Source organism: Streptomyces sp. NBC_00075 (genome assembly GCF_045041225.1).
In the GTDB taxonomy this organism is placed as follows: Bacteria; Actinomycetota; Actinomycetes; order Streptomycetales; family Streptomycetaceae; genus Streptomyces; species Streptomyces adonidis.
This window is the reverse complement of record NZ_CP108243.1, coordinates 2662841-2676310: the sequence shown is the minus strand read 5'-3', so window position 1 is coordinate 2676310 and position 13470 is coordinate 2662841. Positions and strand designations below refer to the sequence as shown.

The following is a 13470-nucleotide window of genomic DNA, read 5'->3' as shown; positions in this document are numbered from 1 at the left end:
CACCGCCCCGCACCCCCCGGCTAACCTCCTGCCATCACCCTTACGCAGCAGGAGTCGAGAATCATGGCCCAGGCCCAGGTCCAGCGCATGTCCCGTTTGATGGTCAAGACACTGCGTGACGACCCCGCCGACGCCGAGGTGCTCAGCCACAAGCTGCTGGTCAGGGCCGGTTATGTACGCCGTACCGCCGCCGGACTGTGGTCCTGGCTGCCGCTCGGCAAGAAGGTCCTGGCCAATGTGGAGCGGGTCGTCCGCGAGGAGATGGACGCCATCGGCGCCCAGGAGGTCACGCTCCCCGCGCTGCTGCCGAAGGAGCCGTACGAGGCGACCGGCCGCTGGGAGGAGTACGGCCCCGAGTTGTTCCGCCTCAACGACCGCAAGGGCGGCGACTACCTCCTCGGCCCGACCCACGAGGAGATCTTCACCCTCCTGGTCAAGGACCAGTGCACGTCCTACAAGGACCTGCCCGTGATCCTCTACCAGATCCAGAACAAGTACCGCGACGAGGCCCGCCCGCGCGCCGGCATCCTGCGTGGCCGCGAGTTCCTGATGAAGGACTCGTACTCCTTCGACACGGAGGACGAGGGCCTGGCCAAGTCGTACGCCCTGCACCGCGAGGCCTACCAGAAGATCTTCGCGCGTCTCGGCCTCGACTACCGCATCTGCGCCGCTACCGCGGGCGCCATGGGCGGCTCCAAGTCCGAGGAGTTCCTCGCCCCGGCCGCCGCCGGCGAGGACACCTTCGCCGACTGCCCCAACTGCGACTACGCCGCCAACACCGAGGCGATCACGTACGCGCTCCAGCCGGTCGACGGCTCGGCCCTCCCCGCCCTGGAGGAGATCCCGACCCCCGAGACCCCGACCATCGAGACGCTCGCCGCGTATCTGGAGGTCCCCGCCTCCGCCACCCTCAAGAACCTCCTCATCAAGGTGGACGGCGAGATCGTCGCGATCGGCGTCCCCGGTGACCGTGAGGTCGACCTGGGCAAGGTCGAGGCGCACTTCGCTCCCGCCGCCGTCGAACTCGTCACCGCCGAGGACTTCACGGGCCGCGACGACCTCGTACGTGGCTACGTCGGCCCGCAGGGCCTGGAGAAGGTCCGTTACTTCGCCGACCCGCGCATCGCCCCCGGCACCGCCTGGATCACCGGCGCCAACAAGGACGGCCTGCACGCCAGGAACGTCGTCGCCGGCCGTGACTTCGAGGTCGACGAGTACGTCGACTCCGTGGTCGTCCAGGAAGGCGACCCCTGCCCGGCCTGCGGCACCGGCCTCAAGCTGGACCGCGCCATCGAGATCGGCCACATCTTCCAGCTCGGCCGCAAGTACGCGGACGCCCTCAGCCTCGACGTCCTCGGCCAGCAGGGCAAGCCGGTCCGCGTGACCATGGGCTCGTACGGCATCGGCGTCTCCCGCGCGGTCGCCGCCCTCGCCGAGCAGCACGCCGACGAGCAGGGCCTGTGCTGGCCCAAGGAGATCGCCCCGGCCGACGTCCACGTCGTCGCCGCGGGCAAGGCCCTCCAGACCGAACTGGCCCTCGACGTCTCCGACAAGCTGGCCGCGGCCGGCGCCCGCGTCCTGGTCGACGACCGCGCCGGCGTCTCCCCGGGCGTCAAGTTCACGGACGCCGAGCTGATCGGCGTACCGAAGATCCTGGTGGCGGGCCGTCGTTCGGCCGAGGGCGTCCTGGAGCTCAAGGACCGCCGGACGGGCGAGCGCGAGGAACTGACGGTCGACGAGGCGATCGCCCGCCTGACCGGTACCGCCTGATTATTTAAATCCCGCTCTCAGGTAGTTCTCGTGAGGCGTATGGGCGCCTCACAGACTTCTCTCAGGTCGGTCCCCGAACGTAGGGCGTGACACAGAGTCACGTCCTACGGGAGGGGAACGACCATGACGGGCAGGGAGCGGGAGCGCAGAGCCGCAGCGGCGGTACGCAGAGGGGTACGGCGTACGGCGGCCGTGGCAGCGGCGGTGTCGCTGGCCGCGGCGGCCGGGGTGTTCGCCCTCGTCGGCACGATGGAGTCGGACGCGACGACGGCCGCGAGCAGTACATCGGACTCGACGTCCAGTTCGACGTCCTCCAGTTCGAGCGACAGCACGGACACGAGCACCAGCACCGACAGCGGTACGGACACGTCGTCCTCGTCGACGGACTCGTCCACGACGGACAGCTCCTCCTCGGAGTCCTCGGACTCCTCGTCGTCCAGCGACCTCCAGTCCTCCTCCGACGGCGTCACCTCCTCCGACTCCAGCGGCTCCGCCGACTCCACCTCGGGGGCGTCGTGATGACCACCGCCGTCCGTCCCACGGCCGCCGCCGACTGGCGCGCCCTCGGTACCAGCGTCCGGCTCGTCACCACCGACCCGGCCCTGCTGGACTCCTGCAACCTGCTCCTGGCCCGCCAGCTGGCCGAGGTCGACGCGACGTGCAGCCGCTTCCGCGCCGACTCCGAACTCTCCGCCCTGGACGACACCGACGGCCGCCCGACCCGGGTCAGCCCGCTGCTCGCCGAGGCCCTGGCGGTGGCCCTGCGCGCGGCCGAGGCGACCGACGGAGCCGTGGACCCGACGGTCGGTTCGGCGCTCGAAGCCCTCGGCTACGACCGCGACTTCACCCTCGTCCAGGAGGACGACCGCCCGGTACGGCTCACCGTGCGGCGCGTCCCCGGCTGGCGCCGGATCCACCTGGACCGGGCGACCGGCACGGTCACCGTCCCGTCCGGCATCCGCCTCGACCTGGGCGCCACTGCGAAGGCCTGGGCCGCCGACCGGGCCGCACGAACGCTGGCCGAGGCCGCCGGGTGCGGAGTCCTGGTGAGCCTCGGCGGCGACACGGCGGTCGCCGGTGAGCCCCCGACCGGCGGCTGGCGCATCCGCGTCCAGGACATCACCGGCCCGGTGGACGAAGCGCCCGCCCAGGGCCCGTACGCCACGATCGGCCTGCACAGCGGCGGCCTCGCCACCTCCGGCACGGCCGCCCGCCACTGGCGCCGGGGCGAGCACACCCTCCACCACATCATCAACCCGGACACGGGCCTCCCCGTCCACACCCCCTGGCGCACGGTCTCCGTCGCGGCGGCGAACTGCGCCGACGCCAACGCGGCGAGCACGGCGGCCCTGGTGAAGGGGAGGGGCGCGGAGCGCTGGCTGACGGGCCTGCGCCTCCCGGCGCGGCTGGTGACGACGGACGGAACGGTCGTGACGACGCCGGGCTGGCCCGTCTCGACCACCACCACCCGCACCACCACACCCCCGGAGGCAACGCCATGACCTCCGAAACCCTCTGGTACGCCAACCGCGCCACCGGCGCCGTGTGCCTGGTCCTCTTCACGGTCGTGGTCCTGCTGGGCATCGCGGTTCGCCTGCGAGCCAGACTCCCCGGCCTGCCGAGATTCGGCACGGTCTCCCTCCACCGCACCCTCTCCCTCTCGGCCACGGCCTTCCTCGCGCTCCACATAGCCGCAGCCGTGATCGACGGCTATGTCGACATCACGCTCCTCGACGCAGTCGTCCCCTTCGTCTCCGACTACCAGCCCCTCTGGCTGGGCCTGGGCACGGTCGCCCTCGACCTGATGCTCGCGGTGCTGATCACCAGCCTCCTGCGCGCCCGTCTCGGCCACCGCACCTGGCGTGCCGTGCACTGGCTCGCGTACGCCTCCTGGCCGATCGCCCTCGTCCACGGCATCGGCATCGGCACGGACACGGGCGCCGACTGGATGACCTGGCTGACCGTGTCCTGCGTCGCGGCAGTACTCGCCGCCTTCGGCATCCGCACGGCCCACGCGGTACACGCCGCCCGCCGCACCCCGACCGCCCTGCTCCACACACCGGAACGCACGCTCGAAGGGGTCCGCTGATGACCATCACCTACACGGACGTCTTCATGCCGCCCCGCCTGCTGGCTCCCGGCGGCGCCCCGGCCGACTTCGGCACGCACGAGCAGCGGTACGGGCCCGTCTCGTACGGCAACCCGGCCCAACTCCTGGAAACCGTCGGCCAGTCGGGCCTCACCGGCCGCGGCGGAGCCGCCTTCGCCACGTACCGCAAACTCGTCTCCGTGGCCGACGCCGGCCGCCGCACCGGCCGAGCCCCGGTGGTCGTCGCCAACGGCGCCGAGGGCGAGCCCGCGAGCCACAAGGACAAGACGCTCCTCCACCTCTCGCCCCATCTCGTCCTGGACGGACTCCAGTTGGCGGCCGAGGCGATCGGCGCCGGAGAGGCGTACCTCGCGGTGGAGGCGGGCGGCAGCTACCTGGAGGCGGCCCTGGCCGAGCGCCGCCGCGACCCCCTGTCCGTCAAGGTGGTCCGCGTCCCCAAACGGTTCCTGTCTGGTCAGTCCTCCGCCCTCACCTCGTACGTCTCCGGCGGCGCCGCCCTTCCGCAGCACCAGCGCCCGCCGGTGCGGGAGCGCGGGGTGCACCGGGCCCCGACCCTCGTGCAGAACGTCGAGACCCTGGCCCACCTCGCACTGATCGCCCGCTACGGCGCCGACTGGTTCCGCGCCGCGGGCACCCCCTCGGAACCCGGCAGCGCACTGTGCACGGTGCATGTGCCCGGCCGTGAAGTCCGGGTGGTCGAGGCCCCGTTCGGGATGCCGACAGGGAGACTGCTGCCGCTGGGCCCCACCGGAGCGGTGCTGATCGGCGGCTACCACGGCATCTGGCTCCCGGCGTCCGAGGCAGCCCAACTCCCCCTGACCACCACCTACTTGGGCGCAGGCGTACTCGCCATGCTCCCCGCCGACCACTGCGGCCTGGCCGAAACCGCCCGCGTCCTGCGGTACTTGGCCCTGGAGTCGGCCGGCCAGTGCGGCCCCTGCCTCAACGGCCTGCCCCGAATCGCCGCCGCCTTCCAGACTCTGGCCACCCCCGGCCCCCAGGGCACGACCCGCACGGACGTCGCCCGCTGGTCCGGCCTGGTCGAGGGCCGCGGCGCCTGCCACCACCCCGACGGCACGGTCCGCCTGGTCCGCTCGGCCCTGACGACCTTCGCCCCCGAACTGGACGCCCACGCAAGGGGCTTCTGCACGGCAACAACCCAAACCCCCCTGCTGCCAGTCCCCGACGACCGGACCTGACATGACCCAAGAGACGACGATCGACATCGACTGGACGGCCTGCCAGGCCCACGGCCTCTGCGCCGAACTCCTCCCGGAACACATCACCTTGGACGAGTGGGGCTACCCACTCATAGACGGCGCCCCGATCCCGACCAGCACAGCAAAGCGAGCCCGCAGAGCAGCAGCAGACTGCCCAGTCCTAGCCCTCAAACTGACGGCGAGGTGACGCGCCCCAAAGGGGCGAAGGGAACTGCGCGACCAGCCCCCACCGACCCGCAGCCACCCCACGACCTCAAAGCCACCCAGCAAACTCCAGCAACAACTCAGCATCCTTGGGCCGCCCCACCCGCAGCGCCCGAACCCCCGACTCCACCGCCCGAAACAACGTCCACCCCCGCAACCGCTCCTGATCCACATCCAACGACTCAGCAAGCCGCTTCACCCGCCGCCGAGTAATCGCCGCCCCCGAAGACGAAGCGATCAGATCCTCGACCCGATCCCGAACCAACCGAGCCAGGTCGAACGCACACTCCCCGACCACCGGATCCGGCCCCACCGCCAACCACGGCATCCGCTCACCGGCCAACACCTTGCTCTGCCGAAACGTCCCATGCAGCAACCGAACCTCGGGCGGTGCGACCACCAACTCCTCCCGAGCGGCAAGCGCCGCCGCCACCAGCGGCGCCACCTCCGCACCGGCGCTCGCCGCCATCGCCTCGGCCTGCCGCCCGGTCCGCGAGGCCACCGTCTCGAAGACGACGTCGGCCCCGGCAGGCGGCTCGACCCACAGCCGCCGCAACGTCCCCGCCGCCTCCAGCAGCGCCTTCGCCTCGGGCAGCGACCGCACCGACACATCAGGATGCAGCCGCTCCAGCAACAGCACACCCTCCTCGGCGAAGCCGGGGGCGTCGGGGGAGTCGGCGGCCGGCTCCAGCAACTGCACCGCCCCCACCCCACCCCAGTGCGCCAGCGCGGCCCGCTCACTCTCCGGCCGGGCCCGGCGCGGCGCGAGCTTCAGGACGGCGGGCGTACCGTCCGCCCGCCGCACCAGCACCACCAGACTGCTCCGACCGCCCGGTACCTGTACCCGCTCCACGGTCAACACGCGTAGATCCACGGCCTGTTGAGCCGCCGCAGGCACCCGCGCCAGCCAGTCGTCACCGTCCGGTGCCGTCTCGCCGAGCGCCCTCACCAGACGGGGCGGCGGTGCGAATGCCATACGCGAGTCGTTTCCTTCCGTCCGTACGCGGGTGCGATCCGGCCTACGCCGTGGGCGTCGCCGACGCCGACACCCTGCTCGCCCGCTCGGCGAGCCCAGGGAAGGGTACGCTCCCGCCCCGCCACCGCACCGCCCGCACCGCGGCCTCCCGCAGCCCCTCGGCCCCCGTCCGGCGCCGCTCGCCCTCGGCTGCCCGGACCAGGTCGGAGTACACCCCGGCGACCCGCTCCTCCAGCTCGGCCGCGAGCCGGACGGCCGCGTCCGAGTCGGTCACCGGGAACGGCAGCGCGTACCCGGCGGCCGCCGCCACCGGTGTGCCCCCGAGCGCCCGCACCGCGCGCGCCAGCTCGTCGCGCCGGGCCCGATGGGCGTCGTACGCGGCCCGCGCCTCGCTCCGACGGGCCTCGCCGATCAGCCCGCCGACGACCCCGTACCCGTACACCGCCGCGTGTTCGGCGCCCAGGGCGGCCTGGAGCGCGGTCAGCTCACCGGTGTCCTTCTCGGCCTTCCCCGACTTGCTCACTTCGCGCCCTCCGTCAGCAGATACACATGCGCGGCTCCGGCCGCCGCCACTGAGGCCAGCAGCCGCGCCAGCTCGCCCGGCACTTCGAGGAGCGCCTTCGTACGCCGGTCCGCGAGGCTCCGCTCGGCGGCGGCGAGCCCGGCGAGGGCGTCCTGCTCGGTCGGCGGCGGCGCAGAGGCCGAAGCCGAAGGCGAGGCGGAGGTCGGTGTCGATGCCTGCGTCGGCTCCGTGCCCCCGAAGGCCTCCGCGTGCCGTACGGCCTCCGCCCGCAGCTCCGACAGACGCTCCGCCAGCACCGGGAACGCGGCGATCGCCGTGTCGTACTGCTGTACGAGCCCGGTGCTGTCGCTCGCCGCACGCGCGCGCGTGCGCTCGGCCACCGACGGGCTGCCGGAACTCGTGGCCGTCGTGTCGGACTCGGAGGTGCAGCCCACCAGGAGGGCGGCGCCCGCGGCCGAGGCGAGCAGGGTCCTTCTGTGCGGACCCGCGGGGACTCCCAGCGGGGGGCGCGAGGGCGGGGGGAACGGCACGGCAGACGTCCTCGGAGGGCTCGTACGAACGGGAGACCACGGAAAACAACGAGAAGGGCAGCACGCCCGTGATCACCGTACCCGCGCCCCGGCCCGGCACTCGCCACCGGCGCAGCCGAGCCACCGGCGGCGTTCCGGTGGACGGCAACACCCCCCGGGACCGGATACCCTTTGACCTGACACGCGACCTACCCACAACAGCACACGCGGCCGAGGAGTCACCCGGATGAGCACCACCCAGAGCGAGAGGCTTCGAGAGCTCCTGGAGCCGCTCGTCAGCTCGCAGGGTCTCGATCTCGAAGAGATCGCAGTGGAGTCCGTCGGGCGCAAGAGAGTGCTGCGGGTCGTCGTCGATTCCGACGACGGTGCCGATCTGGACGCGATCGCCGATGTGAGCCGCGCGCTCTCGGCGAAGCTCGACGAGACGGACGCGATGGGCGCGGGGGAGTACACCCTGGAGGTCGGCACCCCCGGCGCCGAGCGCGAACTCACCGAGCACCGGCACTACGTCCGCGCCGTCGAGCGACTGGTGCGGTTCCAGCTCACCGAGGGCGGCGGCGAAGTGGTCGCCCGGATCCTGACCGTGGACGACGAGGGCATGGACCTCGAAGTGCCGGGCGTGAAGGGCCGCAAGGCCACCGCCCGCAGGCTCGCCTTCGGCGACGTCGACAAGGCCCGCGTCCAGGTCGAGTTCAACCGCAAGGACAAGAACGAGAAGGAAGAGGAGGCGTAGCCGTGGACATCGACATGAGTGCCCTGCGGGGCTTGGTGCGGGAGAAGGAGATCTCCTTCGACCTGCTGGTCGAGGCGATCGAGTCGGCCCTCCTCATCGCCTACCACCGCACCGAGGGAAGCCGCCGCCACGCGCGCGTGAAGCTCGACCGGGACACCGGTCATGTGACCGTGTGGGCGAAGGAGGACCCCCAGGAGCTGGAGGAGGGGCAGGAGGCACGCGAGTTCGACGACACCCCGTCGGACTTCGGCCGGATCGCCGCCACCACCGCCAAGCAGGTCATCCTTCAGCGCCTGCGCGACGCCGAGGACGACGCGACGCTCGGCGAGTACGCGGGCCGCGAGGGCGACATCGTCACCGGTGTCGTCCAGCAGGGCCGCGACCCGAAGAACGTGCTCGTGGACATCGGCAAGCTGGAGGCCATCCTGCCGGTGCAGGAGCAGGTCCCCGGCGAGACCTACACGCACGGACTGCGGCTGCGGTCGTACGTCGTACGAGTGGCGAAGGGCGTGCGCGGTCCGTCCGTCACCCTCTCGCGCACGCACCCCAACCTGGTGAAGAAGCTCTTCGCGCTGGAGGTGCCCGAGATCGCCGACGGTTCCGTGGAGATCTCGGCCATCGCGCGTGAGGCCGGGCACCGTACGAAGATCGCCGTGCGGTCGACGCGCAGCGGCCTGAACGCCAAGGGCGCCTGCATCGGCCCCATGGGCGGCCGGGTGCGCAATGTCATGGCCGAGCTGAACGGCGAGAAGATCGACATCGTCGACTGGTCGGACGACCCGGCCGACATGGTGGCGAACGCGCTGTCCCCGGCCCGGGTCACCAAGGTCGAGGTCGTCGACCTCGCGGCCCGCTCCGCGCGCGTGACGGTCCCCGACTACCAGCTGTCGCTGGCGATCGGCAAGGAGGGCCAGAACGCCCGCCTCGCCGCCCGGCTGACCGGCTGGCGCATCGACATCCGCCCGGACACCGAGCAGCCGTCCGAGCGGCCCGCCGACCAGCCCCGGGGTCAGTAGGGAATAGATCCAAGCCGCAGGTGGCTGAGATCACGACAACAACCGTTCGATCCTTATCTCGAATGAGTGAGGTCCGTACGGGGAGGTAGACTTAGGAGTGTCTGGCCGGACGCGAGCCCGCGTATGCCCTGAACGCACCTGTGTGGGGTGTCGGGAGCGAGCGGCCAAGAAGGATCTGCTGCGCATCGTGGCGATCGAGGGTGAATGCGCCCCCGATCATCGCGGTACGCTGCCCGGCCGGGGTGCGTATGTGCACCCCGCCCTGGTCTGTCTCGACCTGGCGGTACGTCGCCGGGCGTTCGTAAGGGCACTGCGTGCCCCGGGAGCGCTCGACACGGCGGCGTTGCGCCGGTACGTCGAGCAGGCAACACCGTAAGACGCGTCGCACGGAACCACCGTGCGGCTCTGGTACCCCCCGCGAGTTGGAAGTAGGTCGAGATTGCGATGAGCACTCGATGAGCACGCGATGAGTACGCCCATGAAGTAGCGACGGTCCGGCCGCAACCCGGACCTAAAAGGAGCGAAGTGGCTAAGGTCCGGGTATACGAACTCGCCAAGGAGTTCGGGGTTGAGAGCAAGGCCGTCATGGCCAAGCTCCAGGAACTCGGTGAATTCGTCCGATCGGCATCCTCGACGATCGAGGCGCCCGTAGTACGCAAGTTGACAGACGCCTTCCAGGGCGGGAGCAGCGCCAAGCCCGGCGCCCCCCGCAAGGCGGCTCCCAAGCCCGGCGCGCCCTCCCCGGCGCAGTCGGCCCGTCCGGCTGCCCCGCGGCCGCCGGCTCCCAAGCCCGCCGTGGCCGAGCGCCCCGCGGCGCCCGCCGCGCCGAGTGCGCCGGTCACCCCGGTGACCCCGGCCCCGCAGGGTTCACGTCCGACGCCGGGCCCCAAGCCCGCGCCGAAGCCGGCCCCCGCGGCACCCACCACGCCGGAGTTCACCGCTCCGCCGTCGGCACCGGTCACGCCGGCCGCCGCACAGGCGCCGCGTCCCACCACCGGTGCCCGTCCCGGCGCCCCGCGTCCCGGTGCCCGTCCCTCGGGTCCCGGTCAGGACCGAGGACCGGGCCAGGACCGCGGTCAGGACCGTGGCCAGGGCCGCGGTGAGCGTCCGGGCGCCTCGCGTCCGGGTGGCCAGGGCGCTCCGCGTCCCGGCGGTGCCCGTCCGTCCGGTCCGCGTCCGGGCAACAACCCCTTCACGTCCGGTGGCTCCACCGGCATGGCGCGTCCCCAGGCGCCCCGTCCGCAGGGCGCTCCGCGTCCCGGCGGCCAGGGTGGCCCCGGTGGCGCTCCCGGTGCCGGCGCTCCGCGTCCGCAGGGTGCGGGCGGCGGCCAGGGTGGCGCTCCCCGTCCGCAGGGTGCGGGCGGCGGGCGTCCGAGTCCGGGCGGCATGCCTCGTCCGCAGGGTGGTCCCGGTGGCGCTCCGCGTCCCGGTGGCGGTCCCGGCGGCAACCGTCCCAACCCCGGCATGATGCCGCAGCGTCCCGCTGCGGGCACCCCGCGTCCCGGCGGTGGCCCCGGTGGCCGCGGTCCCGGTGGCGGTGGCGGTCGTCCGGGTGGTCCCGGCGGTGGCGGCGGCGGTCGTCCCGGTGGCGGTGGCGGCGGGTTCGCCGGTCGTCCCGGTGGCGGCGGTGGCGGCTTCGCCGGTCGTCCGGCCGGTCCCGGTGGTGGCGGTGGCGGCGGTTTCGCCGGCCGTCCCGGTGGTCCCGGTGGCGGTGGCGGCGGTCGTCCCGGCTTCGGTGGCCGTCCCGGTGGTCCGGGTGGCCGTGGTGGCACGCAGGGCGCCTTCGGTCGTCCCGGCGGTCCCGCGCGTCGTGGTCGCAAGTCGAAGCGGCAGAGGCGCCAGGAGTACGAGGCCATGCAGGCCCCGTCGGTCGGCGGCGTGATGCTGCCGCGCGGCAACGGACAGTCCGTCCGCCTGTCGCGTGGTGCGTCCCTCACCGACTTCGCCGAGAAGATCGGCGCCAACCCGGCGTCGCTCGTCGGCGTGATGATGAACCTCGGCGAGATGGTCACTGCCACGCAGTCCGTCTCCGACGAGACGCTGAAGCTCCTCGCGGACGAGATGAACTTCGTCCTCGAGATCGTCAGCCCCGAGGAGGAGGACCGCGAGCTGCTCGAGTCCTTCGACATCGAGTTCGGTGAGGACGAGGGCGGCGAGGAGTTCCTCGTCGCGCGTCCGCCGGTCGTGACCGTCATGGGTCACGTCGACCACGGTAAGACCCGCCTCCTCGACACCATCCGCAAGACGAACGTCGTCGCGGGTGAGGCCGGCGGTATCACGCAGCACATCGGTGCGTACCAGGTCACGACTCAGGTCAACGACGAAGAGCGCAAGATCACCTTCATCGACACCCCGGGTCACGAGGCGTTCACCGCCATGCGTGCCCGTGGTGCCAAGTCGACCGACATCGCGATCCTCGTGGTGGCGGCCAACGACGGTGTGATGCCCCAGACGATCGAGGCGCTGAACCACGCCAAGGCGGCCGACGTGCCGATCGTGGTCGCGGTCAACAAGATCGACGTCGAGGGCGCGGACCCGACCAAGGTCCGTGGTCAGCTGACCGAGTTCGGTCTGGTGGCCGAGGAGTACGGCGGCGACACGATGTTCGTCGACATCTCCGCCAAGCAGGGCCTCAACATCGAGGCTCTCCTGGAGGCCGTGGTCCTCACCGCGGACGCCTCGCTCGACCTGCGGGCCAACCCGGAGCAGGACGCGCAGGGCATCGCGATCGAGTCCCACCTCGACCGTGGCCGCGGTGCCGTCTCGACGGTCCTGGTCCAGCGCGGCACGCTGCGCATCGGCGACACGATGGTGGTCGGCGACGCTTACGGCCGCGTCCGGGCGATGCTCGACGACAACGGCAACAACGTCGAGGAAGCGACTCCGTCGACTCCCGTCCTGGTCCTGGGTCTCACCAACGTCCCGGGCGCAGGCGACAACTTCCTGGTCGTCGACGAGGACCGTACGGCGCGTCAGATCGCCGAGAAGCGGGCGGCGCGCGAGCGCAACGCCAACTTCGCCCGGCGTGGAGTCCGGTTCTCCCTGGAGAACCTGGACGAGGCGCTCAAGGCCGGTCTGGTGCAGGAACTCAACCTCATCATCAAGGGCGACGCGTCCGGTTCGGTGGAGGCTCTCGAGTCCTCGCTGCTCCAGCTCGACGTCGGCGAAGAGGTCGACATCCGCGTCCTGCACCGCGGCGTGGGTGCGGTCACCGAGTCGGACATCGACCTGGCGACCGGCTCCGACGCGATCGTCATCGGCTTCAACGTCCGCGCTGCGGGCCGCGCGGCGCAGATGGCGGAGCGCGAGGGCGTCGACGTCCGCTACTACTCGGTGATCTACCAGGCCATCGAGGAGATCGAGGCGGCCCTCAAGGGCATGCTCAAGCCGGAGTACGAAGAGGTCGAGCTGGGTACGGCGGAGATCCGCGAGGTCTTCCGCTCGTCCAAGCTGGGCAACATCGCCGGTGTGCTGGTCCGCTCCGGCGAGGTCAAGCGCAACACCAAGGCGCGGCTGCTGCGCGATGGCAAGGTCATCGCGGAGAGCCTCACCATCTCCGGTCTGCGTCGCTTCAAGGACGACGTCACCGAGATCCGCGAAGGGTTCGAGGGTGGTATCAACCTCGGCAACTTCAACGACATCAAGGTCGACGACGTCATCGCGACGTACGAGATGCGGGAGAAGCCGCGCGGCTAAGCGGTAGGTAGTGCGTGCAGCTCAGCTGGCCGGCAGGGAGAAGTCCCCGCCGGCCAGCTGGGCGTCTGCCCGCTACGGCCCTGAACGGGCCTTGTCCTCAAACGCCGGACGGGCTGGATGGTGCCGCCCGGGCCTTGTCTTCGAACGCCGGGCGGGGTGACATACCCAGCCCGTCCGGCGTTTGAGGACGAGCGCGTTCAGCGCGACAAGGGGGGTCTGGGGGCGCAGCCCCCAGGGATGGGACGGGTAAGGGCGGCGGGGGCGAAGAACAATCCCGTCGAGCCACCGCCCCGTACGCTGTACCGTTCTTGATGTCCCCGCCCATACAGTCGGCGGGGCCATCGATCCCGCACCGGCGGGTCATCCGGATACACACATGTACGTGGGGACTCTGTCCTTCGACCTCCTGCTCGGCGACGTACGCTCGCTGAAGGAGAAGCGCTCCGTCGTCCGCCCGATCGTCGCCGAACTCCAGCGCAAGTACGCGGTGAGCGCGGCCGAGGTCGAACACCTCGACCTGCACCGCAGAGCAGGCATCGGCCTCGCGGTGGTGGCAGGCGACACGGCACACATCACCGACGTGCTGGACCAGTGTGAGCGACTGGTCGCCGGCCGCCCCGAGGTGGAACTGCTGTCCGTACGACGACGGCTCCACGGCGACGACGACTAGCCGAACAAATGAACGACCTGAA

Annotated in this window: 14 protein-coding genes; 10 read left to right on the top strand and 4 right to left on the bottom strand. The window is 71.7% G+C overall.

What is annotated here, in order from left to right; translation table 11 throughout:
* Positions 1–63 precede the first annotated feature (63 nt).
* The gene (locus OG787_RS11310; protein WP_369035538.1) at positions 64–1770 is read left to right on the top strand and encodes a proline--tRNA ligase; all 1707 of its coding nucleotides are present in this window, start codon (positions 64–66) and stop codon (positions 1768–1770) included.
* 104 nt (positions 1771–1874) lie between these two features.
* On the opposite strand, the gene OG787_RS11305 is transcribed toward OG787_RS11310, so the two are convergent.
* Positions 1875–2273, bottom strand: coding sequence for a hypothetical protein (locus tag OG787_RS11305; RefSeq protein WP_369035539.1), 399 nt, complete (start codon positions 2271–2273; stop codon positions 1875–1877).
* A 15-nt stretch (positions 2274–2288) separates the two neighbouring features.
* Here OG787_RS11305 and OG787_RS11300 point away from each other — a divergent pair, with 15 nt between their 5' ends.
* Genes OG787_RS11300 through OG787_RS11285 form a run of 4 tightly spaced genes read left to right on the top strand, consistent with a single transcriptional unit; the run spans position 2289 to position 5287 of the window.
* Entirely contained in the window at positions 2289–3272 is a 984-nt protein-coding gene (locus tag OG787_RS11300; RefSeq protein ID WP_369035540.1) for an FAD:protein FMN transferase, read from the top strand.
* Complete coding sequence (locus tag OG787_RS11295) at positions 3269–3859, top strand: ferric reductase-like transmembrane domain-containing protein (RefSeq protein WP_405535073.1); 591 nt, start codon at positions 3269–3271, stop codon at positions 3857–3859. The genes OG787_RS11300 and OG787_RS11295 overlap by 4 nt, the downstream gene beginning before the upstream one ends.
* On the top strand, positions 3859–5079 hold the full coding sequence (locus OG787_RS11290) for an NADH-ubiquinone oxidoreductase-F iron-sulfur binding region domain-containing protein (protein WP_405535072.1): 1221 nt from the start codon (positions 3859–3861) through the stop codon (positions 5077–5079). Before OG787_RS11295 ends, OG787_RS11290 begins: the two co-directional genes overlap by 1 nt.
* Position 5080: 1 nt before the next feature.
* On the top strand, positions 5081–5287 hold the full coding sequence (locus OG787_RS11285; RefSeq protein WP_369035543.1) for a ferredoxin: 207 nt from the start codon (positions 5081–5083) through the stop codon (positions 5285–5287).
* Between the two features lie 66 nt (positions 5288–5353).
* Here the strand turns inward: OG787_RS11285 and OG787_RS11280 are convergent, their stop codons facing one another.
* From OG787_RS11280 to OG787_RS11270, 3 genes are read right to left on the bottom strand one after another with little or no spacing between them, the layout of a single operon-like run.
* Positions 5354–6280 carry an aminoglycoside phosphotransferase family protein gene (locus tag OG787_RS11280; protein WP_405535071.1) on the bottom strand — a complete coding sequence of 309 codons (927 nt, stop codon included), beginning with the start codon at positions 6278–6280 and terminating at the stop codon, positions 5354–5356.
* 43 nt (positions 6281–6323) lie between these two features.
* Entirely contained in the window at positions 6324–6803 is a 480-nt protein-coding gene (locus OG787_RS11275) for a ferritin-like domain-containing protein (RefSeq protein ID WP_369035545.1), read from the bottom strand.
* Entirely contained in the window at positions 6800–7333 is a 534-nt protein-coding gene (locus OG787_RS11270) for a hypothetical protein (RefSeq protein WP_369035546.1), read from the bottom strand. The genes OG787_RS11275 and OG787_RS11270 overlap by 4 nt, the downstream gene beginning before the upstream one ends.
* A 226-nt stretch (positions 7334–7559) precedes the next feature.
* Between OG787_RS11270 and rimP the strand changes: the two genes are divergently transcribed.
* The 5 genes from rimP to OG787_RS11245 all read left to right on the top strand — a co-directional run bounded on the left by rimP (position 7560) and on the right by OG787_RS11245 (position 13448).
* Positions 7560–8066: a ribosome maturation factor RimP gene (gene rimP, locus OG787_RS11265; protein ID WP_369035547.1), complete on the top strand. Its 507-nt coding sequence runs from the start codon at positions 7560–7562 to the stop codon at positions 8064–8066.
* 2 nt (positions 8067–8068) lie between these two features.
* A complete protein-coding gene (gene nusA / locus OG787_RS11260; protein WP_235474478.1) occupies positions 8069–9082 on the top strand; it encodes a transcription termination factor NusA in 1014 nt (337 codons plus the stop codon).
* Positions 9083–9179: 97 nt separating this feature from the next.
* The gene (locus tag OG787_RS11255; RefSeq protein WP_369035548.1) at positions 9180–9458 is read left to right on the top strand and encodes a YlxR family protein; all 279 of its coding nucleotides are present in this window, start codon (positions 9180–9182) and stop codon (positions 9456–9458) included.
* 149 nt (positions 9459–9607) lie between these two features.
* Positions 9608–12778 carry a translation initiation factor IF-2 gene (gene infB / locus OG787_RS11250; RefSeq protein WP_369035549.1) on the top strand — a complete coding sequence of 1057 codons (3171 nt, stop codon included), beginning with the start codon at positions 9608–9610 and terminating at the stop codon, positions 12776–12778.
* Positions 12779–13154: 376 nt separating this feature from the next.
* Entirely contained in the window at positions 13155–13448 is a 294-nt protein-coding gene (locus tag OG787_RS11245; RefSeq protein WP_369035550.1) for a DUF503 domain-containing protein, read from the top strand.
* Positions 13449–13470 lie beyond the last annotated feature (22 nt).

Bases quoted from the DNA above. Each gene is read 5' to 3' on its own strand.
- OG787_RS11245 (WP_369035550.1), top strand. From the start codon at position 13,155: ATGTACGTGGGGACTCTGTCCTTCGACCTCCTGCTCGGCGACGTACGC.
- OG787_RS11280 (WP_405535071.1), bottom strand. From the start codon at position 6,280: ATGGCATTCGCACCGCCGCCCCGTCTGGTGAGGGCGCTCGGCGAGACG.
- rimP (WP_369035547.1), top strand. From the start codon at position 7,560: ATGAGCACCACCCAGAGCGAGAGGCTTCGAGAGCTCCTGGAGCCGCTC.
- OG787_RS11290 (WP_405535072.1), top strand. From the start codon at position 3,859: ATGACCATCACCTACACGGACGTCTTCATGCCGCCCCGCCTGCTGGCT.
- OG787_RS11310 (WP_369035538.1), top strand. From the start codon at position 64: ATGGCCCAGGCCCAGGTCCAGCGCATGTCCCGTTTGATGGTCAAGACA.
- OG787_RS11295 (WP_405535073.1), top strand. From the start codon at position 3,269: ATGACCTCCGAAACCCTCTGGTACGCCAACCGCGCCACCGGCGCCGTG.
- OG787_RS11285 (WP_369035543.1), top strand. From the start codon at position 5,081: ATGACCCAAGAGACGACGATCGACATCGACTGGACGGCCTGCCAGGCC.
- OG787_RS11300 (WP_369035540.1), top strand. From the start codon at position 2,289: ATGACCACCGCCGTCCGTCCCACGGCCGCCGCCGACTGGCGCGCCCTC.